The following is a 23,160-nucleotide window of genomic DNA, read 5'->3' on the forward strand; positions in this document are numbered from 1 at the left end:
AGGGGCGCCCGAGGCGGCGCCCCTCATTCCCCGGGGATCAGTACCGGTCGACCGCCGGCGGCTCCACGAACGGGAGCACCGCGCCGGCCGTCTTCTCCCAGGCGGCCTCGTAGCTGCCGTCGGAGTACGACTCCTCGAGCACGTCGTTGACGAAGTCGCGGAACTCGGTGTCGTCCAGCGCCAGGCCGATGCCGTAGGGCTCCTGCGTGAACGGCTCCCCCACCACCTTGAACTCGCCCTCGTTCTGGGCGGCGAGACCGGCGAGGATCACGTTGTCGGTCGATACCGCGACCACCTGGCCCGTGCGCAGCGGCTCGAGGCAGTTCGTGTAGGTGTCGGTCAGTACCGTCTGGGCGCCGAGCGCCTCGAGGTTGGCCGCCGGCGTCGATCCGGTGACCGAGCAGACGGGCTTGCCCACCAGGTCGTCTTCGCTCTCGATGGTGTCGTCGTCGGCGAGGGTGAGGATGCTCTGGCCGGCCTCGTAGTAGGGCCCGGCGAACGAGATGACCTCTTTGCGCTTGTCGTTGATGGTGTAGGTGGCGACGACCAGGTCGACCTCGCCCTGCTGGATGAACGGCTCGCGGTTGGCCGAGACGGTCTCGACCCAGTTGATCTTGTCTTCGGCGATGCCGAGCTTGGCGGCGATGATCTTGCCGATCTCCACGTCGAAGCCCTCCGGCGTGCCGCTCGGGCCCATCAGGCCGAACAGCGGCTGGTCGAACTTGGTGCCGATCGTGATCTCACCGGCGGCGGAGAGGGTCTCCATCGTCGAGCCGGCCGCGAAGGTGGGCGCCTCCTCGACGGGGACTGCGGCGTCGTCGCTCCCAGCGCATCCGCTCAGGACGATGGCTGTCGCCGCCGCGAGTGCGATGATCGATAGCTTCTTCTGGTGCCTCATCGGTCTACCTCTCGTGTTGTGCACTGGTCTTGTGTGCGATGGCCCGCCTCATGGCTGTGCGGCGGGCTGGTACCCGCCTAGTGGGCGAGGATCTTGGAGAGGAAGTCCTTCGCTCTCGGTGACTGGGGGTCGTCGAAGAACGCCTCGGGGGCGGCCTCCTCTTCGATGCGGCCGTCGGCCATGAAGATCACCCGATCGGCGGCACGGCGGGCGAAGCCCATCTCATGCGTGACCACGATCATGGTCATGCCGTCTTTCGCGAGGCCGACCATCACGTCGAGCACCTCGTTGATCATCTCGGGGTCGAGCGCGCTGGTGGGCTCGTCGAGCAGGATGAGCTTGGGATCCATCGCCAGCGAGCGCGCGATGGCCACGCGCTGCTGCTGACCGCCGGAGAGCTGGGCGGGCATCTTCTGCGCCTGGTTGGCCACCCCGACCCGTTCGAGCAGCTCCATCCCCCGCCTGTCGGCGTCTTTGCGCGAGAGGCCGCGCACCTTGATCGGCGCGAGGGTGACGTTCTCGAGCACCGTCTTGTGCGCGAACAGGTTGAACGACTGGAACACCATGCCCACGTCGGAGCGCAGCTTCGCGAGCTCACGCCCCTCGCTCGGCAGCAGCGTGCCATCGATCGAGATGGTGCCGGAATCGACGGTCTCGAGACGATTGATGGCCCGGCAGAGCGTGGACTTGCCTGACCCGCTGGGCCCGATCACCACCACGACCTCGCCACGGGCGACGGTGGTGGTGATGTCTTTCAGAACGTGGAGCTCGCCGAAATGCTTGTCGACGTGATCGATGACGACGAGTGGATCGCCGGCGCCCTCTCGAGAAACTGTGCCTCGAACGGGGGTGCTGTCGGATGCCATGGGGCTTACCCAATCACAACCTTAAGGGGGGTCGCAATGAGTAATCACTGCTCGTAACCGAAGCGAAACACCGTTCATAGACGTTTCACACGAACCGCACACGGTCAGGAGCGCTGCGCGAACGCGCTCTCATAGAGGCACACGGAGGCGGCCGTGGCGAGGTTCAGTGACTCGGCCTGCCCGTAGATCGGCAGCGAGACGGCGCGATCGACGAGGGTCAGGTAGTCGTCGGGCAGACCCCGGGCCTCGTTCCCGAAAACCCAGGCCGTGCGAGCGCCGAGCAGTCCGGCGGTACGCACATCGAGCAGGTCGTCACCCTTGATGTCCGCGGCGAGCGTCTGCAGCCCTTCGGCGCGAGCGCGGGAGACCACGTCTTCGAGGGTGGCCTCGACCGCGACCGGAAGGTGGAACAGCGACCCGGTGGTGGAGCGCACGACCTTGGGGTTGTAGAGGTCGACCGAGCGGCCGGTCAGGATGACCGCATCCGCCCCCGCCGCATCCGCTGCCCGGATGATGGTGCCGGCGTTGCCCGGATCGCGTACCTCTTCGAGCACGGCGATCAGGCGCGGCGAGGCGGCGAAGATGTCTTTCACCGCCGTGGGGAACTGGCGGCAGACCGCCACGAAGCCCTGGGGGGTGACCGTATCGGCCATCGTGTCGAGCACCTGCTCGGTGACGAATTCGACCTCGAGGTCGGCCGCCTCGGCCCGCTCGGCGATGTCGCCGTACCGCTCCAGCGCCGTCGGGGTGGCGAACAGGTCGACCACCAGTTCGGGACGGAAGGTCAGGGCCTCGGTGACGGCCTGCGGGCCTTCCAAGAGAAAGAGCCCGGTCTCGGACCGGGCTCCTTTCTTGGCGAGTTTCGCCACGGCCCGGACGCGAGGTGATCGCGGATTGTCCAGCATGTGGCTCACTCTATTCGGTTGTCAGGAACAGCTGCCTACGCGGCGGTCTTCGGCGCCGAGGTGTCGGCGGGAAGGGCGGCCTTGGCGCTCGCGACGATGGCCGCGAAGGTGGCGGGCTCGTTCACGGCGAGCTCGGCCAGGATGCGGCGGTCGACCTCGATGCCGGCCAGGGCCAGACCCTGGATGAAGCGGTTGTAGGTGAGGCCGTTCGCACGCGAGGCGGCGTTGATGCGCTGGATCCACAGGCGGCGGAAGTCGCCCTTGCGCGCACGGCGGTCACGGTAGGAGTAGACGAGGGAGTGAGTGACCTGCTCCTTGGCCTTGCGGTAGAGGCGCGACCGCTGACCGCGGTAGCCCTCGGCGCGTTCGAGGATGACGCGACGCTTCTTGTGAGCGTTGACCGCCCTTTTGACTCTTGCCATTGTTCTGTTCCTTCTGGTTTCGGTCGGCTGCTGTAGTGGTGACTACAGGCCGAGAAGCTTCTTGGCGACCTTGGTGTCGGCCTTGGACAGCACCTGGTCTTTGTTCAGGCGAGCCTTGCGCCCCGGGGCCTTGACCTCCAGGTTGTGGCGCATGCCGGCCTGCTGCTTCACGAGCTTGCCGGTTCCGGTGACCTTGAAACGCTTCTTGGCACCGGAGTGCGTCTTCATCTTGGGCATGGGGTTCTCCTATGTCTTGTTCGGGTGGATGACCCGGCCGACGAGGGCCGGGTGGCTGGTGGGGCTACGAGGCCGAAGGGGCTTCGGTAGCGGATGCGGGCGCGGCGGCCGCAGCGGGTGCAGCGATCTCCGGCGCCTCGTCGTCGGCCGGGGCCGAGTCGTGGTTGCGGGCCTTCGAGGCATCGCGCTTGGCGTTCTGCTCGGCCTTGGCCTCGGACTTGTTCTTCAGCGGGCCGATGACCATGACCATGTTGCGGCCGTCGATCGTGGGGGTGGACTCCACGGTGCCGAACTCGGACACGTCTTCCGCAAAGCGCTGGAGGAGGCGGACGCCCTGGTCGGGACGCGACTGCTCACGGCCACGGAAGAGGATCATCGCCTTGACCTTGTCGCCGGCCTTCAGGAAGCCTTCGGCGCGCTTGCGCTTGGTCTCGTAGTCGTGCACGTCGATCTTCAGGCGGAAACGCACCTCTTTGAGGATGGTGTTGGCCTGGTTGCGGCGGGCCTCCTTGGCCTTCTGCGCGGCTTCGTACTTGAACTTTCCGTAGTCCATGATCTTCGCGACCGGGGGCTTGGAGTTGGGTGCGACCTCGACGAGGTCGAGGTCTGCCTCCTGGGCAAGCCGAAGGGCGACGTCGATACTGACGACGCCTACCTGCTCGCCGCCCGGACCCACGAGGCGGACCTCGGGGACTCGAATACGGTCGTTGGTACGGGGATCGCTGATGCGTTACTCCTTAGTTTCGTTCGTTGTCACGAACGCAGAGGAATCCCGCACATACGACCTAGTGCATGGCCCGGAGGGCCAGCCATAAATACTGCAGTGCAATGACCCGGTAACCTGAAGAGCGGTATGCGCGGGTGGGAGAATCTCCACTTTCGTGCTGAGACCAATGGCCTCAGAGCCGCACAGAGTCTATCAGAGACTTTGCCGAAACAGTAAGGATCTGTCGCGATGAGCGAATTCAGTGGGCCCGTAGACCGTGACGAGTACGAAGCCGGCGTCATCCGGGACATCGCGGAGGTGTCGGCGGTCGAGGTGATCACGACGACCGCGGTGCACCTGATGAGCGCTGCGGCCGTGAAATGCGGCCTCTCCGACGACCCCGAGAACGAGACCGACCTCGACGAGGCGCGCAAGCTGATCATCGCCCTCGCCGGGCTGGTCACGGCCTCGGCCTCGGAGATCGGCGACCAGCACGCCCGGAGCCTCCGCGACGGGCTGCGCTCGCTGCAGCTGGCCTTCCGCGAGGCCTCGACCTACCCCGACCCGATCGGGCAGGGCCCGGGCGAGAAGTACACCGGCCCCGTCAGCTGAGGGCGGTGGCGCCGCGTCAGTTCAGGGCGGTCAGGCGCACGCTGAGCGAGTCGACGCGTTCGGCGATCACCGGATGCTCCGCCCAGCGGTTCTGCAGACGGCTCAGCAGCGCCTGCAGGGCCGCTTGGTCCAGGCCGGGTTCCAGCGCGAGCACGATCACCACTTCGGGTGCCCGCAGCCGGGCATCCGGATCTCCCTCCACCAGACGGAGGCCGGCGACCGCTCGCTCGCTCGCGATCGAGAGCTCGAAGGCGTCGGTGACGTCGGCATCCTGAACCGGAGGCGCCCACGGCAGGTCTTGGGCCACGGCCCAGACCGCGGGGCGGCGCAGGGCGAACTCGGTGGGCGAACCCGGGTCGAGCACGATCAGCTCGGTGCCCTCGGAGGCCGCCGCGAGTGCGGCGCGGCGCGAGGCCACCGGGATGGGGCGCGCCTTCGGGTTCCAGGTGGTGAGCGCATCCACCGAGGTGAACGCGGGCAGCACCGTGCGGCCGTCCGGGCCCGCGACCGTGACGAGCGAGAGCTCCTGGGTCTTGTCGACGCGGAGCCCCGCATCCGTCAGCCCCTCATCGCCCGCGTGCGCGACGAGCGGCACCAGCAGACGGACGCCGCGCACGGCGTCGACCACCTCGGAGGCCGCTGCCTCGCCGGCGTGGAAGCGCACGATCGCGTCGATCAGCTCGGGCGGCGCGGTTCCGTCGTCGGCCTCGCTGCCGTGCGACTCGAAATGCCGGCCCTTCCAGGGCTGGCCGGCCGAGTCGGCGAGCGAGGGATCGTGGGGAGCGCCTCCGAGCTCGTGCTCGTGGCCGTGCCCGTGATCAGTCAGAAGCCACGTCCAGCGCCTCGGCGAGCGTGAACGCGCCCGAGTAGAGAGCACGGCCCACGATGGCGCCTTCGAGCCCCAGCGGCACGAGCGCCCGCAACTCGGCGAGGTCGTCGAGGCTCGAGATGCCGCCGGAAGCGATCACGGGGCGCGAGGTGCGCTCCATCACCTGACGCAGCAGCTCGACGTTCGGGCCCTTGAGGGTGCCGTCTTTGGTGACGTCGGTCACCACGTAGCGCGCGCAGCCGGCCTCTTCGAGGCGCTCCATCACGTTCCAGATGTCCCCGCCGTCCTGCGTCCAGCCGCGGGCGGCCAGGGTGGTGCCGCGCACGTCGAGGCCGACCGCGATCGCCTCGCCGTACTGGGCGATGACGTGAGCCGCCCACTCGGGGTTCTCGAGGGCCGCGGTGCCGAGATTGATGCGCTTGGCACCGGACTCCAGCGCGGTCTCCAGGCTCGTGTCGTCGCGGATGCCACCCGACACCTCGACGTTCACGCCCTTGGCCTGGCGGATGACTTTCTTGATCACGCTCAGGTTGCTGCCACGGCCGAAGGCGGCGTCGAGGTCGACGAGGTGGATCCACTCGGCGCCCTGCGAGATCCAGTCCAGCGCCGCATCCACCGGGTCGCCGTGGAAGGTCTCGGTGCCGGCCTGACCCTGGGTCAGACGGACGGCCTTGCCGCCGGCCACGTCGACGGCGGGCAGCAGCACGAGAGCCGGTGCCTTGTTGAACTCACTCATTGCCTGTCCTTGCTGTGCGTGCTGCGGCGCGCGCCGCGGTGGGCGCTTCGCGATCGTGGGGCCCGGGCGCCGGATGGCGAAGACCCTCCGCGATCGTAGCGACTCGCGCGGCCCACGTCGAAACGGGGGCCGCGGTCGTCTCCCGCGCTCAGCGCAGGGTACCGATCCAGTTCTCCAGCAGCCGGATGCCGGCGTCCCCCGACTTCTCCGGGTGGAACTGCGTGGCCGACAGCGGGCCGTTCTCGACCGCCGCGACGAATCGCGAGCCGTGTTCGGCCCAGGTCACCTTCGGTGGGCGGTGCGTCACCTCTTCGGTGAGCTCCCAGTTCTGCGCCGCGTAGGAGTGCACGAAGTAGAAGCGCTCATCCTCGATGCCGTCGAACAGTACCGTGTCAGAGGGAGTCTGGACCGTGTTCCAGCCCATGTGGGGCACCACATCGGCCTTGAGCAGCTCGACGGTTCCGGGCCATTCGCCCAGCCCTTCGGTGTCGACGCCGCGCTCGATCCCGTCGGTGAAGAGCACCTGCATGCCCACGCAGACGCCGAGCACGGGGCGCCCGCCGGCCAGGCGACGGCCGATGAGCTCGCCGCCGCGCACCGCGTTCAGCTGGTTCATGACCGCGTCGAATGCGCCCACGCCGGGCACGAAGAGCCCGTCCGCATCCAGAACCGCCTGGCGCTTCGCGGTGATCTCGACCTCGGCACCGGCGCGCTCCAGGGCTTTCGCTGCCGAGTGGATGTTGCCGCTTCCGTAGTCCAGAACGACCACGGTGGGCCGGTCCGACGTCACAGTGCACCCTTGGTGGAGGGCACGCCGCTCACCAGAGGGTCGAGCGCCTTCGCCTGACGGAACGCTCGCGCGAAGGCCTTGAACTCGGCCTCCGCGATGTGGTGCGGATCGCGGCCGCCGAGCACGGTGACGTGCACGGTCAGACCGGCGTTGAAGGTGATCGCCTCGAAGACGTGACGCACCATCGAGCCCGTGAAGTGGCCGCCGATGAGGTGGAACTCGTAGCCCGCGGGCTCACCGGAGTGCACGAGGTACGGGCGGCCCGAGATGTCGACGACGGCCTGCACCAGCGCCTCGTCGAGCGGCACCAGGGCGTCGCCGAAGCGCGAGATGCCCGACTTGTCGCCGAGCGCCTGCTTGATCGCCTGGCCGAGCACGATCCCGATGTCTTCGACCGTGTGGTGCACGTCGATCTCGATGTCGCCCTTGGCGCGCACCGTGAGGTCGGTCAGCGAGTGCTTCGCGAACGCGGTGAGCAGGTGGTCGTAGAACGGCACGCTCGTCTGGATGTCGGAGACGCCGGTGCCGTCGAGGTCGAGACTCAGCTCGATCGTCGACTCGCTCGTCGAGCGCTCGAGGCGGGCGGTGCGGGGTGCGGTCATGACGGCAATCCTATCGAGGGATGGTGTGGCGACCGGGGTGCGGCCGTGCGCTCAGGAGCGGGCAGGCGTGAGTTCGCGCATCGCGTCGAGGAACGCGGTGGTCTCGGCACGGGTGCCGGCACTCACCCGCAGGTGGTTCGGGATGCTGAGGTTGCGGATGATGATGCCCCGGTCGAGCAACTGCTGCCAGAGCTGCTCCGGGTTCTCGACACCGCCGAAGAGCACGAAGTTCGCCGCGCTCGGCCACGGCGTGTAGCCGAGGTCGGTGAGCGTGCTGACGATGCGGTCGCGCTGCTCCTTGATGTCGTCCACCATCGCCAGCATCTCCGGCGCGTGCGCCAGAGCGGCGACCGCCGCGGCCTGGGTGAGCGCGGAGAGGTGGTACGGAAGGCGTACGAGCCGCAGCGCATCCGTCACCGCCGGATCGGCGGCCAGGTAGCCCAGCCGTGCGCCGGCGAACGCGAAAGCCTTGCTCATCGTGCGGGAGACGAGAAGGCGCGGCCGGCCCTCGAGCAGAGTGAGCGCACTGGGCTCGCCGTCGGGCATGAACTCGGCATAGGCCTCGTCGACCACCACGATTCCGTCGAAGGCGTCGTAGGCCGCGCGGACGGTGTCGAGCCCGAGGGCCGTGCCGGTGGGGTTGTTCGGAGCGCAGAAGAACACGATGTCGGGGTTCGTGCGCTCGATCCAGGCGACCGCCGTCTCGGGCGAGATGAGGTAGTCGGCATCGCGCTCCCCCGCGATCCACTCGGTTCCGGTGGAGGCCGCGATGATCGAGTGCATCGAGTACGTGGGAGGGAAGCCGAGCACCGAGCGCCCCGGACCACCGAAGGCCTGCAGGATGTGCTGCAGCACCTCGTTGGAACCGTTCGCCGCCCAGATGTTCTCGCGGGTGAGGCCCTCGCCGAGGTAGGCGGCGAGCGAGTCGCGCAGCGCGGTGAACTCGCGATCGGGGTAGCGATTGATGGAGAGGAGCTCGCGGGCGACCGACTCGATGATGTCGCGCGCCACGTCTTCGGGAATCGGATGCGTGTTCTCGTTGACGTTCAGCTCCACCGGCAGGTGCAGGTGCGGTGCCCCATAGGGCTCGAGACCGCGAAGGTCGTCTCGAATGGGCAGGTCGTCGAGAGAGGTCACCGCAGAATTCTACCGGCCCTCTTCGCGCCATCAGCTCGCGTGAACGCGAAAGCGCCGCCCACCCGGGTGGGGTGGGCGGCGCTCAGCGCAGTGGTGAAACGGCGAGCTCGCGACGAGCAGAGGCTACTCCGCGATGTCGGCCGGGATCGCGATGCGCTGCCCCGGCTGCACCGACGAGGTGCTGAGCTGGTTGAGGCTGCGGATCTCGGCGATCACGTCACGCGGGTCGGCCTGCGGAGCGAGCGTCTCGGCGATGCTCCACAGGCTCTGGCCGGCCTGCACCGTCAGGTAGTCGAAATCGGCGGAGCCCGCAGCGCCCGTGGCGACGGCCGAGCCGCCCCCGAACAGCGCGATCGACGCGAGCACGGCGACCACCGGCAGAGCTACGAGCGCGGCGAGCACCTTGCGACCCCGCGCGGTGATGCGCAGGCGGGTCGACGCCACCGGAGCGGCGAGGCGCTCTGTGGGGGCGGTGAGGGCACGGACGGTGTAGCCGGGGGCGGTGAGGTGCTGTGCTGCGATGCTCATGATTCCTCCTGAGGTGTTCGCACCGACGGTCGGCCGGGACCGCCGGTGCGAAGTTATGTTCCGAAGATATATTCGAATTAGGGGTTCGTCAAGTCGAATTCGTGGGAGAAATGCGCGACACACTCGAAGACATGTGCGTATTCGAGCAGTTCTCGGATACAGTTTCGATCAACAGGTGAACTCAATCACCAACCACCGACATCGGGTCCCGAGCGGCGTCCGGCCGCAGTATTCCGGGGCGACGGATGCGAGCAGAAAGCAGGTCTCCGTGGCGAACGACTCCGGCCGCACCAGGCGCCGCAAGAGCCTGAGCGACAAGCAGCTCGCGATCCTCGACGTCATCCAGCGCTCGGTCACCTCGCGCGGCTACCCGCCGAGCATGCGCGAGATCGGCGACGCCGTCGGCCTGGCCTCACTCTCCAGCGTGACCCACCAGCTCAACCAGCTCGAGCTGAGCGGCTACCTGCGCCGTGACCCCAACCGCCCGCGCGCGATGGAGGTGCTGATCGACATCCCGAGCATCGAGGAGGGCGCCGCAGCGCCCGACGCCGACTCCGCCCCGCCGGTGGGCGACGCCACCCTCGTGCCCCTGGTCGGCCGCATCGCCGCGGGCATCCCGATCACCGCCGAGCAGCAGGTCGACGAGGTGTTCCCGCTCCCCCGCCAGCTCGTGGGCAACGGCGACCTCTTCATGCTGAAGGTGGTGGGCGAGTCGATGATCGACGCGGCCATCTGCGACGGCGACTGGGTGGTCATCCGGCAGCAGAACACGGCCGAGAACGGCGACATCGTGGCCGCCATGCTCGACGAGGAGGCCACCGTCAAGGTGTTCCGCCAGCGCGACGGCCACACCTGGCTGCTCCCCCGCAACAGCAACTTCGAGCCCATCCTCGGCGACTACGCCACCGTGCTCGGCAAGGTGGTCGCAGTCCTCCGCGCCGTGTGATCAGCTGCGGACGACGGCGAACGAGCTCAGTCGCTCTTCGAACTCGGGGTTGACGAGCGCGCGCACCCAGGTGCCGCCCTCTTCGTACTCGGTCTCGAGAACCGTGTTCTTCTCGTGCAGCAGGGTCACCAGGTCGCCGCGGTCGTAGGGCAGGAGCACCTCGACCTCGACGCTCGGCTTCGGGATGATCGCATCGATCGCCGCGAGCAGCTCGGGAATGCCCTCGCCCGAGCGGGCCGAGACGAAGATCGCGGTCGGCTCGAGGCCGCGCAGCACCAGCCGGTCGTCGTCGGACACCAGGTCGCTCTTGTTGAACACCACGATCTCGGGGATGCCCCGCGCGCCCGCCTCGCCCATCACATCGCGCACCGTGGTGATCTGGCTCGCGGGATCCGGATGCGAGGCGTCGACGACATGCACGACGACATCCGAGTCCGACACCTCTTCGAGCGTGGAACGGAACGCCTCCACCAGCTGATGCGGCAGCGCCCGCACGAAGCCGACGGTGTCGGCGATCGTGTACGGGCGGCCGTCGGCGGTGGCGTTCTTGCGCACCGTGGCGTCGAGGGTGGCGAACAGCGAGTTCTCGACCAGCACGCCCGCGCTCGTGATGCGGTTCAGCAGCGAGGACTTGCCCGCGTTGGTGTACCCCGCGATGGCGACGCTCGGCACCGCGTTGCGCTTGCGGTTGGCCCGCTTGGCATCCCGCGCCGGCTTCATCTCCTTGATCTGCTTGCGAAGTTTGGCCATCCGGGTGTGAATGCGCCGGCGGTCGAGCTCGATCTTCGTCTCGCCCGGACCGCGCGATCCCATACCGGCACCCGCGCCACCCACCTGGCCACCGGCCTGGCGCGACATCGAGTCACCCCAGCCGCGAAGCCTCGGCAACAGGTACTCGAGCTGCGCGAGCTCGACCTGTGCCTTGCCCTCGCGGCTCTTGGCGTGCTGGCTGAAGATGTCGAGGATGACGGCCGTGCGGTCGATCACCTTCACCTTCACCACGTCTTCGAGGGCACGCCGCTGGCTCGGGGCCAGCTCGGTGTCGGCGATCACGGTATCGGCACCGAGACTCTGCACGATCGCGCGCAACTCCTCCGCCTTGCCCTTGCCGAAGTAGGTGCTGGGGTCGGGGGTCGGCCGCCGCTGCAGCAATCCGTCGAGCACCGCGGCACCGGCCGTCTCGGCCAGGGCCGCGAGCTCGCGCAGCGAGTTCTCGGCATCGGACAGCGAGCCCTGCGAGTAGACGCCGATGATGACGACGTTCTCCAGCCGCAGCTGGCGGTACTCCACCTCGGTGACGTCTTCGAGCTCGGTCGAGAGCCCGGCCACGCGCCGAAGCGACTTGCGGTCTTCGCGGTCGAATTGATCGCCGTCATAGCCGGATCCGTCGCGCACCTGGCCCGTGGTCTCGGGCCGCTGCAGCGCCTGTGCCGCTCCCTGCTCGAAGAGCGAGTAGCCGCTCGAGCGCTTCTCGGCGCTGGCGAGCACACGGGCGACGACGTCGTCGCTCGTGCCACCGGTCTCGGCTCGGGCCTCGGTGCCGCTGGTGTTCTCGGTTGCGTTCTCGGCCTCAGGGGTCGTGTGGTCTGACATTGCAGTCAAGACTAGCCTCCTTGTTTGCTAGATTCCCTCTATGGATGGCGAGCACTACTTCTCCGCACAGCCGGCCGGAGAACTCTCGCTCCGCGAGCTGACGGTCACCCTGGCCGGTCAGCCGCACCGCGTGGTGACGGCCTCGGGCATCTTCAGCCCCGAGCGGATCGATACCGGCACGCAGGTGCTGCTCGCAAATGTCCCGACTCCCCCGCCCGGCGGAAATCTGCTTGATCTCGGCTGCGGATGGGGGCCGATCTCGTTGACGCTGGCCCTGGAATCACCGCGCGCGACGGTGTGGGCCGTCGATGTCAACGAACGGGCTCTGGATCTGGTTCGGCGGAATGCTCACATGATGGGTCTCGACAACTTCAACGCGTGCCGGCCCGAAGATGTTCCCGAGGGGCTCGAATTCACGACCATCTGGTCGAATCCGCCCATCCGGGTGGGCAAAGGCGTGCTGCATTCGATGCTGCAGCACTGGCTGCCGCGGCTGGAACCCGGATCGGACGCGTGGCTCGTGGTGCAGAAGAACCTCGGCTCCGACTCGCTGCAGCGGTGGATGGAGGGCGAGTTCCCGGCCCTGTCGGTGACGCGGGCCAGCACGAACAAGGGGTTCCGCATCCTGAGGGTGCGGAACCGCTAGGGCGACCGACCTGATCGGATCGGATCGGATCGGCTTAGCCGGCCTGCGTGTCAGGCCAGCGCCAGATCGCCCTCGTACACGAGGTCGGCGGGGCCCGAGAGCGACACGTGCTCGCCGTCTTCGGTGGGGAACATCCGCACGCCCACGGTGCCTCCCGGCACGGCGACGCTCCAGTTGTTGGGGGCGCCCGCGCCTGCCCAGTAGCGGGTGGCGAGGGCCGCCGCGACCGCGCCCGTACCGCAGGACAGCGTCTCGCCGCTCCCGCGCTCGTGCACGCGCATCCGGATGTGGCCCACGCCGTCGCGCACCAGTGGCTCGGCCGGCACCACGAATTCGACGTTCGCACCGGCTTCCGGCTGGGGCTCGATGTGCGGGATGAAGCTCAGGTCGGCCTCGTCGAGCTCGTCGTCGTCGGCGAGGGCCACCACCACGTGCGGGTTGCCCACGTTGATGCCGAGGCCGGGGCGGGCGACCTGCAGGTTCTTGGCGCGCACCAGCGGCTCGCCGCCGTCGAGCCGCCAGCGACCGAGGTCGACCTGGAAGCCGAGCTTGTTCCGCTGCACGTCGCGCACGCCGGCGCGGGTGCCGATGACCAGAGTCTCGCCGGTCTCGAGCGTGACGAGACCGTTCTCGATCAGGTAGCGGGCATAGACCCGGATACCGTTACCGCACATCTCGGAGACCGAGCCGTCGGCGTTGTGGTAGTCCATGAACCATTCGGCTGCGGGGTCTTCGGCGAGAGCCGCGGCACCCGCGTCGAGGTTCGCCGAACGCACCGCGCGGATGATCCCGTCGGCACCGACACCGAAATGACGGTCGCAGATCGCGGCAATCTGGGTGGGGCTGAGCGCGATCTCGCCCTCCGGATCGGTGAACAACACGAAGTCGTTGCCCGTGCCCTGACCCTTGGTGAAATGCAGATCCGCCGCCATGCCTCAAGTCTAGGGGCGCTCACCGAGGCCTGCGGCGCGCTGTGTCGGCCTTCCGAATGGATGGAGCCACACCCCTGGAGCGGACTGAGGCTCCATCCGATCCGTCTGAGGAGGCCGGACTCCATCCGTTCGGACCGGTGGTCAGGAGAGGGAGCGGGCGAGGTCTGCTGCGGCGCGGTGGAGGGGCTCGGGGGTGGCGGCGTCGAGGTCGTGGGCGTCGGGGTAGCGCTTGAACCAGCTGACCTGGCGGCGGGCGTAGCGGCGGGTGAGGGCCTGGGCCTCGGCGACCGCCTCGGGCTCCGAGCTGGTGCCGTCGAGCTGGGCGAGGGCCTGGGCGTAGCCGATGGCGCGCACGGCCGTGGTTCCGTTGCGGAGGCCGTGCGCGAGCAGGGATTCGACTTCGCCGACCAGGCCCGACGCCCACATCCGCTCGACCCTCGCATCCAGCCGAAGCACCAGCTGCTCGCGATCGAGGCGGAGGTGCACGATCGCGGCGGGCTTCCAGAACACGGGTGCGTCGGGAAGTGTGCCCGAGACCGGCGCCCCGGTGAGCTCGACCACCTCGAGGGCCCGCACGATCCGCCGGCCGTTGTGGGGGCCGATGGAGGCCGCGGAAGCGGGATCGATCGCGGCGAGCCGGCGGTGCAGCATCCCCGGGCCGGTCTCCGCGAGCTCGCTCTCCAGGCGCGCTCGCACCGCGTCGTCGCGGCCGGGGAAGCGGAAGTCGAAGAGCACCGAAGACACGTACAGTCCCGATCCGCCGACCAGGATCGGAACCGCACCACGGCGCAGGATGCCCTCGATCGCCGCTCGCGCATCGCGCTGGTAGGCGGCCACCGAGGCCTCGTCGGCGACCTCGAGCACATCGAGCAGGTGATGCGGGATGCCACGCCGCTCGGCCGGCGCCAGCTTGGCCGTTCCGATGTCCATACCCCGGTACAGCTGCATGGCGTCGGCGTTCACCACCTCGGCCGCGCGCCCCTCATGGGCCAGCTGCTCGGCGATGTCGAGCGAGAGATCGGACTTGCCCGTTCCGGTGGCGCCGACGACCACGACGATCTGCGGCGCGTTCATCGGCCGCTACCCGCAGAGGTCGTCTGTGGGGCTGTAGATCGGCATGGTCAGCCCGTGCGCGACGCCGCGCGTCTGCGTCTCCGAGTGCGCCGGCGCACCGTAGCCGGAAGGCGGCCCGACCCGGAGCGAGGGCAGCCCCAGCGAGACCCGGCCGGGCACCGCAGATGCCCCAGCGGCGCCGGCCGGAGACGGCACGGCGCAGGACTCGGCCTGCGCGCGGTCCCAGGCGTCGCCCGCCCGCGTGCGACGCACCTCGAGCGGTGCACCATCGCTATCGGCGATCAGATGGAAGGGGGCAGCCTGGCTGATAGTGACCGAGACGACATCGCCCGGACGCGGACGCTCCGTGCCCTCGGGAAGCTCGAAGTGCACAAGGCGGGAGTCTTCGGCACGACCGCTCAGCCGGTGTGTCGCGGTGTCTTTGCGGCCCTCGCCGTTGGCGACCAGCAGCTCGACGCGGCGGCCGATCAGCTTCTGGTTCTCCTCCCAGGAGATGCGGTCTTGCAGCGCTGCCAGGCGCTCGTAACGCTCCTGCACGACCGCGCGCGGAACCTGATCGGGCAGCGTGGCCGCCGGAGTGCCCGGACGGATGGAGTACTGGAAGGTGAACGCCGAGGCGAAGCGCGCCTCCTCGACCACCCGGAGCGTTTCGAGGAAGTCGTCTTCGGTCTCGCCGGGGAAGCCCACGATGATGTCGGTCGTGATGGCGGCGTTCGGGATCTTCGCGCGCACCCGCTCGAGGATGCCGAGGAACTTCGCCGACCGGTACGAGCGCTTCATGGCGCGCAGGATGCGATCGGACCCAGACTGCAGGGGCATGTGCAGCTGCGGCATGACGGCCGGCGTCTCGGCCATCGCATCGATCACGTCATCGGCGAAGGCGGCCGGATGCGGGCTGGTGAAGCGGATGCGCTCCAGGCCATCGATCTGCCCGGCGGCGCGCAGCAGCTTTCCGAACGCGAGGCGGTCACCGAACTCGACACCGTAGGAGTTCACGTTCTGCCCCAGCAGGGTGACCTCGATGGCGCCGTCGTCGACGAGCGACTGGATCTCGCTCAGCACCTCGCCCGGACGGCGGTCCTTCTCCTTGCCGCGCAGCGACGGGACGATGCAGAACGTGCAGGTGTTGTTGCAGCCCACGGAGATCGAGACCCAGCCGCTGTAGCTCGAATCGCGCTTGGTCGGCAGGGTGGAGGGGAAGGTCTCGAGCGACTCGAGGATCTCGATCTGCGCCTGGTCGTTGTGCCGCGCCCGCTCGAGCAGGCTCGGCAGCGAACCCATGTTGTGCGTACCGAACACCACGTCGACCCACGGCGCCTTGTCGAGGATGACGTTCTTGTCTTTCTGGGCGAGGCAGCCGCCGACGGCGATCTGCATACCCTCGTGCCGGCGCTTCACCGAGGCGAGGTGCCCGAGGTTGCCGTAGAGCTTGTTGTCGGCGTTCTCGCGCACCGCGCAGGTGTTGATGACGACGACGTCGGCCTCGACGCCCTCGGCCTTCACATAGCCGGCCGCTTCGAGCGAGCCGCTCAGCCGCTCGGAGTCGTGCACGTTCATCTGACACCCGAAGGTGCGCACCTCATAGGTGCGCGCCCGACCCGAGGCGTCGTGCGATGCGGTCGACGGCTCGATGATCGTGGGGGCTTCGCTGACTGTGCTCATGGTGCCCCTAGTCTACGAACCCGCCGACCTCTCAGCGGAACCGCGGGCCCTTGGACGACTTGCGTGTGGCCATGGCACGCTGCGTGACATCGCGCACCAGACCCGAGTTGAAGCCCCGCCGGGCGAGGAAGGCCATCAGCCGACGCTCGGTCGTCGTGTCGTCGTAGGAGGAGAGCTGGCCGACCCTCTTCATCGCGGCGTCGAGTGCGAGCGTGAACTCCTGGTCGTCGCCGAGCTGGTCGAGCGCTTCTTCGATGATCGACACCGGGAGCTTGCGGGACACCAGCTCACGGAAGATGACCTGACGGCTCTTGTGCTGGCGCTCGCTCAACCGCTCGACCAGGGCCTCCGCCATCGCCAGGTCGTCGAGGTAACCGAGTTCTCCGTACCGGGCGACGAGCACGACCGCCTCCGCGTCGGACGCCCCCTGGGCCATCAGAAGCGCGTGGGTTTCGTCGGACGACAACTGCCGGCGACTGAGTGCTCGCACCACCGTGTCGCTGACACGCTCGAGGCGCTCCTCGTCGGAGATCTGCTCGACCTCGGCCTGATCGGCGTCGTCATCGAACTCCTCGTCCGAAGCACCCGCGGCGAACCGCGACGAGGGGTGAGCCTCGATGCCGCGGGGCGCGGAACGACGCCCCCGCCGCACGGCATCGAGGCTCACGACATCGTTCATACGGGGCTACGCACCCTTTCGTGCGGCGATCTTGGTCTCGATCGAGTCGACTTTGCCCGCACCCGCGGCTGCGGTGGCCGCCGCCAGTGCGGCCGCGCCGACCTCTCCGATACCGAGCTTGGCCAGGATCTTGTTCTCGATCTCGAGCGCGATGTCGGGGTTCTCGGTGAGGAAGCGACGCGAGTTCTCTTTACCCTGGCCCAGCTGATCGCCCTCATAGGTGTACCAGGCACCCGACTTGCGCACGATCTCGTGCTCGACACCGAAGTCGATCAGGCTGCCCTCGCGGGAGATGCCGATGCCGTACAGGATGTCGAACTCGGCCTGCTTGAAGGGCGGCGCCATCTTGTTCTTGACGACCTTGACGCGGGTGCGGTTACCCACGGCCTCGGTGCCTTCTTTCAAGGTCTCGATGCGGCGGATGTCGAGCCGCACCGAGGCGTAGAACTTGAGCGCCTTACCACCGGCGGTGGTCTCGGGGCTGCCGAAGAAGACACCGATCTTCTCGCGCAGCTGGTTGATGAAGATCATCGTGGTGTTGGTCTGGCTGAGGCCACCGGTGAGCTTTCGGAGGGCCTGCGACATCAGCCGGGCCTGCAGACCGACGTGCGAGTCGCCCATCTCGCCCTCGATCTCGGCGCGGGGCACGAGCGCGGCGACCGAGTCGATGACGATCAGATCGATGGACCCCGACCGCACGAGCATGTCGGCGATCTCGAGCGCCTGCTCACCGGTGTCGGGCTGGGACACCAGGAGGGAGTCGATGTCGACGCCCAGCTTCTTGGCGTACTCCGGGTCGAGCGCGTGCTCGGCGTCGATGAAGGCGGCGATGCCGCCGGCGCGCTGCGCGTTCGCGATGGCGTGCAGCGTGAGCGTGGTCTTACCCGAGGACTCCGGACCGTAGATCTCCACGATGCGGCCGCGGGGAAGCCCGCCGATCCCCAGCGCGACATCCAGGGCGATCGAGCCCGTGGGAACGACCTCGACGGGCGCCCGCTCGTCGCTTCCGAGGCGCATCACCGAGCCCTTGCCGAACTGGCGGTCGATCTGCGCGAGGGCGGTCTCGAGGGACTTCTCGCGGCTGGCGTCTGACGGCATGTCATGCTCCTTCTGGTGTGCGCCTTTCGGCGGCGTCGGTGTGCCCACAGGCTGTCGTGTGCGTTCGAATCTTCTGAACGGCAACGACAGGGCGTTTACAAGATGTCTCGAACAAGGACCACGCTAAGGACAGCCACCGACACTGGGTCGATCGGAGCCTCATCTGTGGAGAACTGGAACGATTCTCTCGATGTGCAGAACTCTACTCGCGGCCGAAGATATGTTCGACTCAATCGCGGCGTGTCGCATCCGATGTTCGAATGCCGCCGGGCCGCCGCCTCGGGGTTCCCGGGCATGACGAAAGCCCCCGACCGGAGTCGGGGGCTTTCGAAGTCTTCAGCTGCGGGGCTGGGCCGGGAGGCCTGCGCCGTGCCGGCGTGCGGGCGGGACATCCGCCGCCCGGCAGACCGCGAGCCACACCTCTCGCGGGGAGATTCCTGCCTTCAGCGCCTGCTGTGGGGTGCGATCACTGAGATCCACCAGCACCAGGTCGTTCGTGACGACCTGACCGTAGGCCGGACCGAACTCATCGGTTATGGCCTGACGGAATTCACTGAGTCTCAACTAGCGGACGACGAGATCGGCGTCGAAGTCGGCGACGAACTCATCCGGGACGGTGTCGGGGATCGGGTCGATGCCCTCGACGATCGCGAGCCGGTCTCCGACCTCGCGCATGATGACCGAGATCGGCGTGTCGAGCGCTTCTGCGACCGAGGCGAGGATCTCGCTGGACGCCTCTTTCTGGCCCCGCTCGACCTCGCTCAGGTAGCCGAGCGCGACGCTGGCTTTACTTGCCACTTGACGAAGGGTGCGCCCCTTCTGCAGGCGGAAGTCCCGAAGCACGTCGCCGATTTCCTGACGAACTAGAATCATTGGACCCTCCTTGCGTTCCCGTCACGGTCTTTCGAGTGGCACTCGAACCGTTGTTGCCAGTGGTTCGTAGCAGAAACTCTAAAGGACGGGGACTGGACATATCTTGTGAATGACTTCAGATGTAACGAGATCGAAACGCGTGCCATTCCCGGCGACCGGGCCTAAAGGGATTCTCGCAGGAATGCCAGAGCGCGCCGGGTCACCTCGGCCCTAACGGCGTTCCGATCGCCGTCGAGGTGCAGTTCGAGGCTGCGCACGTCTCCGCCGATCGCCAGGCCCACGAACGCCGTTCCCGGCGGGTGCCCGTCTTGCGGATCCGGCCCCGCGACTCCCGTGGTCGCCAACCCGATCTCGGCGTCGTATCCGCCGACCGCCAGCGCCGAGCGCACGCCGACCGCCATCTGCATCGCGACGTCCGGATGCACCGGCCCGTGTGCGGCGAGCACCTCCGCGTGCACGCCCAGCACGGTGTGCTTCACGGCGGTGTCGTAGGCCACCACTCCCCCGCGGAGCACGGCGGACGCTCCGGGGATCTCGACCAGGGCGGCGGTGACGAGTCCGCCGGTCAGCGACTCCGCGATCGCGATCGAAGAATGCCGCGCGGTCAGCGCCGCGATGATCTCCGCGGCATCCGTCGTCATTTCGGGGCGGCCGAGGTGCGGTTGAGGCGCCAGGCCTGCACGAGGTAGTCGATACCGGTGACCACCGTGAGCACGAGTGCGATGGCCATGAACACGCCGTTGACCCAGTTGACCCAGTCACCGAACAGCTCGGGGAAGGGCAGCAGCGCGAGGGAGATCGCGATCGACTGGGCGAGCGTTTTCAGCTTGCCGCCGCGAGAAGCCGGGATGACCCGGTCGCTCAGCTGCACGAAGCGCCAGACGGTGATGCCCACCTCGCGCACCAGGATGAGGCCGGTGACCCACCAGGGCAGCTCGCCGAGGATCGAGAGGCCCACGAGGGCCGCGCCCGTGAGAACCTTGTCGGCGATCGGATCGAGGAGCTTCCCGAGATCGGTGACCAGGTTGCGGCTGCGCGCGATGTGCCCGTCTATCCCGTCCGTGGCGATGGCCAGGATGAACAGGATCGCGGCCGCCCAGCGCAGCCAGCCGTCGTCGCCGCCGTCGACCAGCAGCATGACGAAGAACACCGGGGCGAGCAGGATGCGCACCACCGTGATCGCGTTCGGAAGGTTCCAGTTGCTCGGCTTGGACACCGCGCCATCGCCGTGGTCGGTGCTCGTCACGTGTTACTCCCTGCCGGTCAGACCCCAGGCGTCGTCGTCGGACCCGCCCTCCACTTCAGGGTACTGGTCGAGATCGGCCGACGGGAACGGGTTCTCCCCCGGCGTCGGCTTCGGGATCGACGCGAAGGTGTAGGTCGAGGGCTCGGCGTCGTCGGGGAACGGATTCGCCTCGGGTGCCGCGGCGTAGGAGGCGGCGCTGTGCGAGGCCTGCGGAGCCGCCGGGCCCGCCGGAGGCCTCGGCGCAGCAGCCGGCGCCGCAGCGGATGCCGAGCCGCCGCCGGTCTCGCCGCGCAGCATGGCCAGCACCTCGGGCAGCTGCTCGGCCGTCACCAGCACGTCACGGGCCTTGGACCCTTCGGAGGGGCCGACGATCTCGCGCGACTCCAGCAGGTCCATCAGGCGGCCGGCCTTGGCGAAGCCGACCTTGAGCTTGCGCTGCAGCATCGAGGTCGATCCGAACTGGGTGTTTACCACCAGCTCGGCCGCCTGCAGCAGCACCTCGAGGTCGTCGCCGATGTCGGAGTCGATGTTCTTCTTCTCGGCCGTGACCGCCACGTCGTCGCGGTACTCGGGGCGGGCCTGGCGGGTGACGTGCTCGACCACCTTGGCGATCTCGCTCTCGGGCACCCAGGCGCCCTGCACGCGGATCGACTTCGACGAGCCCATCGGCAGGAACAGGGCGTCGCCCTGGCCGATCAGCTTGTCGGCGCCGGGCTGGTCGAGGATGACACGGGAGTCGGTGACGCTCGTCACCGCGAAGGCCAGGCGCGAGGGCACGTTGGCCTTGATGAGGCCGGTGACGACATCGACCGAAGGCCGCTGGGTGGCGAGCACCAGGTGGATGCCCGAGGCGCGCGCGAGCTGGGTGATCCGCACGATCGAGTCTTCGACGTCGCGCGGAGCGACCATCATCAGGTCGGCGAGCTCGTCGACGACCACGAGCAGGTACGGGTAGGGCTTCAGAACCCGCTGCGAAGCCGGCGGCAGCTGGATCTCGTCGTTGATCACGGCGCGGTTGAAGTCGTCGATGTGGCGGAAGCCGAAGCTCTCCAGATCGTCGTAGCGCATGTCCATCTCCTTCACGACCCAGGAGAGGGCTTCGGCCGCCTTCTTGGGGTTCGTGATGATGGGCGTGATCAGGTGGGGAACACCCTGGTAGGCCGTGAGCTCGACTCGCTTGGGGTCGATCAGCACCATCCGCACCTCGCTGGGCTTCGCGCGCATCAGCACGCTGGTGACCATCGAGTTGATGAAGCTGGACTTTCCGGATCCGGTCGAGCCGGCCACCAGGAGGTGCGGCATCTTGGCGAGGTTGGCAAGCACGAACTTGCCCTCGACGTCTTTGCCCACGCCGATGGTCATCGGGTGCGGGTCGTTCATCGCCTTCTGCGATCGCAGCACGTCGCCGAGCGAGACCGTCTCGCGGTCGGTGTTCGGGATCTCGATGCCGATGGCGCTGCGGCCGGGGATCGGCGACAGGATGCGCACCTCGTTCGAGGCGACGGCGTAGGCGAGGTTCTTCGACAGCGCGGTGACGCGCTCGACCTTCACGCCCGGGCCGAGCTCGATCTCGTAGCGCGTGACGGTGGGGCCGCGGGAGAAGCCGGTGACCGTGGCGTCGACCGAGAACTGGGTTAGCACATCCGTGATGGCGCGCACGACCTCGTCGTTGACCGCCGAGCGTGCCTTCGACGGCTCGCCCACGCCGAGGTTGGTGACCGAGGGCAGGCGGTAGTTGGCGGGGTCGGATGCCGGCGCCGGCGGGGCCATGCCCTCGATCGGGCCGGTGGCGGTCGGGTCGGGCAGCGGCGTCGCGAAGGCGGGCAGCGCCTCGGTGCCCTCGTCGTCGAGCAGGCCCGTGGCCTGGAGCTTGCCGGGGAAGACCTCGCCGGTGATCCGTTTGATCGCCTCTTCGGCGGCCTCCATGTCGTGCAGCAGGCCGTTGCCGAAGCTCTCGGGGGTCTCGATGTCGGCCGCACTCTGGAACGGGACGACCTCTTCGGCCGGCGGTGTGCGGTCTTCGATGCGCGGCGCGATCAGCGGGGTGTCGAACGCGGGATCGATCTCGCGCTGGCTCTTGTTGCGGCGCCACCACGGGAGGGCCCCGCTGTCGTCGTCGTCACCGTCGCCCGAAGCGCGATCGGCGTCGAAGTCGAGCATGTCGTCGACGGCCTTGTCGGAGGATTTGGCCTTGCCCTTCTCGCCCTTGACCTTGGGCTCCTCCTCGGCCGGCGAGGGGGCGCCGAACAGGTAGGCGTAGAGCTCGTGCATCCGCCGGCCGATCTTGTTCGGCGGGGTCTTGGTGATGATGAACAGCGACAGCGCCACGAACACGACCATCACGATGGTGGCGCCGATCGGGGTGATCAGGGCTACCAGCGGTGCCGCCACGATCCAGCCCAGGATGCCGCCGGCCACCGCCAGCTGGTCGATGCCGGCGGACGGGTCGGGCGCCGATCCGAAGATGTGACAGAGGCCCGAGACCGAGACCAGGAAGACCGAGAGGCCGATCCCGATGCGCCCGTTGTCGTGCACGGAATTCGGATGCCGGAACAGCCACAGGGAGAGCAGCAGAAGGATGACGGGCAGCGCGTAGGAGACGCGGCCGAACAGCCCGCCGAAGGTCCAAGCATTGATCGCGATGGCCACCGCGTTCGAGGCGAAGAACCACTCGGTGGCCGCCCCGGCGACCGCGAGCAGGAAGAACAGGAACGGCAGCCCGTCGCGCCGCTCTTCTTTGGCCAGCTTCTCGGGCCCGAACGCACGAGCAGCCCCGCCCACCACATGGGCCAGCCCCAGCCACGCCGTGACGAGCGGGTTCGGCCGATCGCTCTCCACGACCGCCGGGTACCTCACCGTCTTCTGAGCGGCGGTCTTCTGAGCGGCGGTGCCGGCCCGAGGAGTCGCCGGCTTACGCGAGCTCGCGCTCGTTCCGCGAGCCGGAGTGCCCCCCTTGGCGCGGGGCGTAGATCTACTGCTGGTGGCCATGCGCTCAAACTACCCGCCACCCCCGACTTCCCCGCCGAACCCCAAAGGGTGTCCGAGAATTGACCGCAGCAGAAGTCGAGAACACCACGCACCAGGCCCTACTCGACGACCCAAGGTGAGCGTGTGGCCGACGGGTGCGAGCGAAGCCCGCGCCC

Annotated in this window: 26 protein-coding genes; 3 read left to right on the top strand and 23 right to left on the bottom strand. The window is 68.3% G+C overall.

Annotation, left to right across the window (positions count from 1 at the left end; genetic code table 11):
- Positions 1-37: 37 nt before the first annotated feature.
- The 6 genes from Q0D75_RS11605 to infC form a co-directional block, all read right to left on the bottom strand.
- Positions 38-898 (bottom strand): glutamate ABC transporter substrate-binding protein, encoded by an 861-nt coding sequence (locus tag Q0D75_RS11605; RefSeq protein ID WP_291053482.1) that lies wholly within the window; start codon positions 896-898, stop codon positions 38-40.
- 77 nt (positions 899-975) lie between these two features.
- Positions 976-1,764 (bottom strand): amino acid ABC transporter ATP-binding protein, encoded by a 789-nt coding sequence (locus Q0D75_RS11610; RefSeq protein ID WP_291053485.1) that lies wholly within the window; start codon positions 1,762-1,764, stop codon positions 976-978.
- 104 nt (positions 1,765-1,868) lie between these two features.
- Entirely contained in the window at positions 1,869-2,669 is an 801-nt protein-coding gene (locus Q0D75_RS11615) for an RNA methyltransferase (protein WP_291053488.1), read from the bottom strand.
- Between the two features lie 35 nt (positions 2,670-2,704).
- Positions 2,705-3,091, bottom strand: coding sequence for a 50S ribosomal protein L20 (gene rplT / locus Q0D75_RS11620; protein WP_291053490.1), 387 nt, complete (start codon positions 3,089-3,091; stop codon positions 2,705-2,707).
- 42 nt (positions 3,092-3,133) lie between these two features.
- Positions 3,134-3,328 carry a 50S ribosomal protein L35 gene (gene rpmI, locus Q0D75_RS11625; RefSeq protein ID WP_066042944.1) on the bottom strand — a complete coding sequence of 65 codons (195 nt, stop codon included), beginning with the start codon at positions 3,326-3,328 and terminating at the stop codon, positions 3,134-3,136.
- Positions 3,329-3,392: 64 nt separating this feature from the next.
- Positions 3,393-4,055, bottom strand: coding sequence for a translation initiation factor IF-3 (gene infC / locus Q0D75_RS11630; protein ID WP_291053600.1), 663 nt, complete (start codon positions 4,053-4,055; stop codon positions 3,393-3,395).
- A gap of 228 nt (positions 4,056-4,283) precedes the next feature.
- On the opposite strand from infC, the gene Q0D75_RS11635 reads away from it, so the two are divergent.
- Entirely contained in the window at positions 4,284-4,646 is a 363-nt protein-coding gene (locus tag Q0D75_RS11635) for a DUF1844 domain-containing protein (protein ID WP_291053496.1), read from the top strand.
- A 16-nt stretch (positions 4,647-4,662) separates the two neighbouring features.
- Here the strand turns inward: Q0D75_RS11635 and Q0D75_RS11640 are convergent, their stop codons facing one another.
- The 6 genes from Q0D75_RS11640 to Q0D75_RS11665 form a co-directional block, all read right to left on the bottom strand.
- On the bottom strand, positions 4,663-5,523 hold the full coding sequence (locus Q0D75_RS11640; protein WP_291053499.1) for an SseB family protein: 861 nt from the start codon (positions 5,521-5,523) through the stop codon (positions 4,663-4,665).
- Positions 5,465-6,211 (bottom strand): bifunctional 1-(5-phosphoribosyl)-5-((5-phosphoribosylamino)methylideneamino)imidazole-4-carboxamide isomerase/phosphoribosylanthranilate isomerase PriA, encoded by a 747-nt coding sequence (gene priA / locus Q0D75_RS11645; protein WP_291053502.1) that lies wholly within the window; start codon positions 6,209-6,211, stop codon positions 5,465-5,467. The genes Q0D75_RS11640 and priA overlap by 59 nt, the downstream gene beginning before the upstream one ends.
- A 148-nt stretch (positions 6,212-6,359) precedes the next feature.
- On the bottom strand, positions 6,360-7,001 hold the full coding sequence (hisH, locus tag Q0D75_RS11650; protein WP_291053505.1) for an imidazole glycerol phosphate synthase subunit HisH: 642 nt from the start codon (positions 6,999-7,001) through the stop codon (positions 6,360-6,362).
- Positions 6,998-7,603 carry an imidazoleglycerol-phosphate dehydratase HisB gene (gene hisB / locus Q0D75_RS11655; protein WP_291053508.1) on the bottom strand — a complete coding sequence of 202 codons (606 nt, stop codon included), beginning with the start codon at positions 7,601-7,603 and terminating at the stop codon, positions 6,998-7,000. Before hisB ends, hisH begins: the two co-directional genes overlap by 4 nt.
- 51 nt (positions 7,604-7,654) lie before the next feature.
- The gene (locus Q0D75_RS11660; RefSeq protein WP_291053510.1) at positions 7,655-8,740 is read right to left on the bottom strand and encodes a histidinol-phosphate transaminase; all 1,086 of its coding nucleotides are present in this window, start codon (positions 8,738-8,740) and stop codon (positions 7,655-7,657) included.
- A gap of 123 nt (positions 8,741-8,863) precedes the next feature.
- Positions 8,864-9,268 carry a LysM peptidoglycan-binding domain-containing protein gene (locus Q0D75_RS11665; protein ID WP_291053513.1) on the bottom strand — a complete coding sequence of 135 codons (405 nt, stop codon included), beginning with the start codon at positions 9,266-9,268 and terminating at the stop codon, positions 8,864-8,866.
- 268 nt (positions 9,269-9,536) lie between these two features.
- On the opposite strand from Q0D75_RS11665, the gene lexA reads away from it, so the two are divergent.
- Positions 9,537-10,214 (top strand): transcriptional repressor LexA, encoded by a 678-nt coding sequence (lexA, locus tag Q0D75_RS11670; protein WP_291053514.1) that lies wholly within the window; start codon positions 9,537-9,539, stop codon positions 10,212-10,214.
- On the opposite strand, the gene hflX is transcribed toward lexA, so the two are convergent.
- On the bottom strand, positions 10,215-11,807 hold the full coding sequence (gene hflX / locus Q0D75_RS11675) for a GTPase HflX (protein WP_291053603.1): 1,593 nt from the start codon (positions 11,805-11,807) through the stop codon (positions 10,215-10,217).
- Between the two features lie 40 nt (positions 11,808-11,847).
- On the opposite strand from hflX, the gene Q0D75_RS11680 reads away from it, so the two are divergent.
- Positions 11,848-12,453, top strand: a complete 606-nt coding sequence (locus tag Q0D75_RS11680) for a methyltransferase (RefSeq protein WP_291053516.1) — start codon at positions 11,848-11,850, stop codon at positions 12,451-12,453.
- 50 nt (positions 12,454-12,503) lie between these two features.
- Here the strand turns inward: Q0D75_RS11680 and dapF are convergent, their stop codons facing one another.
- The 10 genes from dapF to Q0D75_RS11730 form a co-directional block, all read right to left on the bottom strand.
- On the bottom strand, positions 12,504-13,385 hold the full coding sequence (gene dapF, locus Q0D75_RS11685) for a diaminopimelate epimerase (protein ID WP_291053519.1): 882 nt from the start codon (positions 13,383-13,385) through the stop codon (positions 12,504-12,506).
- A 141-nt stretch (positions 13,386-13,526) separates the two neighbouring features.
- Positions 13,527-14,459, bottom strand: a complete 933-nt coding sequence (gene miaA / locus Q0D75_RS11690) for a tRNA (adenosine(37)-N6)-dimethylallyltransferase MiaA (RefSeq protein WP_291053522.1) — start codon at positions 14,457-14,459, stop codon at positions 13,527-13,529.
- A 6-nt stretch (positions 14,460-14,465) separates the two neighbouring features.
- Positions 14,466-16,121, bottom strand: coding sequence for a tRNA (N6-isopentenyl adenosine(37)-C2)-methylthiotransferase MiaB (gene miaB, locus Q0D75_RS11695; protein ID WP_291053525.1), 1,656 nt, complete (start codon positions 16,119-16,121; stop codon positions 14,466-14,468).
- A 31-nt stretch (positions 16,122-16,152) separates the two neighbouring features.
- The gene (locus tag Q0D75_RS11700) at positions 16,153-16,788 is read right to left on the bottom strand and encodes a regulatory protein RecX (RefSeq protein ID WP_291053528.1); all 636 of its coding nucleotides are present in this window, start codon (positions 16,786-16,788) and stop codon (positions 16,153-16,155) included.
- Positions 16,789-16,806: 18 nt separating this feature from the next.
- Positions 16,807-17,898, bottom strand: coding sequence for a recombinase RecA (recA, locus tag Q0D75_RS11705; RefSeq protein WP_291053531.1), 1,092 nt, complete (start codon positions 17,896-17,898; stop codon positions 16,807-16,809).
- Positions 17,899-18,234: 336 nt separating this feature from the next.
- Entirely contained in the window at positions 18,235-18,462 is a 228-nt protein-coding gene (locus Q0D75_RS11710) for a DUF3046 domain-containing protein (protein ID WP_291053534.1), read from the bottom strand.
- Positions 18,463-18,771, bottom strand: coding sequence for a helix-turn-helix transcriptional regulator (locus Q0D75_RS11715; protein ID WP_291053536.1), 309 nt, complete (start codon positions 18,769-18,771; stop codon positions 18,463-18,465).
- Positions 18,772-18,932: 161 nt separating this feature from the next.
- Positions 18,933-19,412, bottom strand: a complete 480-nt coding sequence (locus Q0D75_RS11720; protein ID WP_291053539.1) for a CinA family protein — start codon at positions 19,410-19,412, stop codon at positions 18,933-18,935.
- A complete protein-coding gene (pgsA, locus tag Q0D75_RS11725; protein WP_291053542.1) occupies positions 19,409-20,017 on the bottom strand; it encodes a CDP-diacylglycerol--glycerol-3-phosphate 3-phosphatidyltransferase in 609 nt (202 codons plus the stop codon). The genes Q0D75_RS11720 and pgsA overlap by 4 nt, the downstream gene beginning before the upstream one ends.
- A gap of 3 nt (positions 20,018-20,020) precedes the next feature.
- The gene (locus Q0D75_RS11730; protein ID WP_291053544.1) at positions 20,021-23,005 is read right to left on the bottom strand and encodes a DNA translocase FtsK; all 2,985 of its coding nucleotides are present in this window, start codon (positions 23,003-23,005) and stop codon (positions 20,021-20,023) included.
- Positions 23,006-23,160: the final 155 nt, after the last annotated feature.

It is taken from the genome of Herbiconiux sp., assembly GCF_023264855.1.
In the GTDB taxonomy this organism is placed as follows: domain Bacteria; phylum Actinomycetota; class Actinomycetes; order Actinomycetales; family Microbacteriaceae; genus Herbiconiux.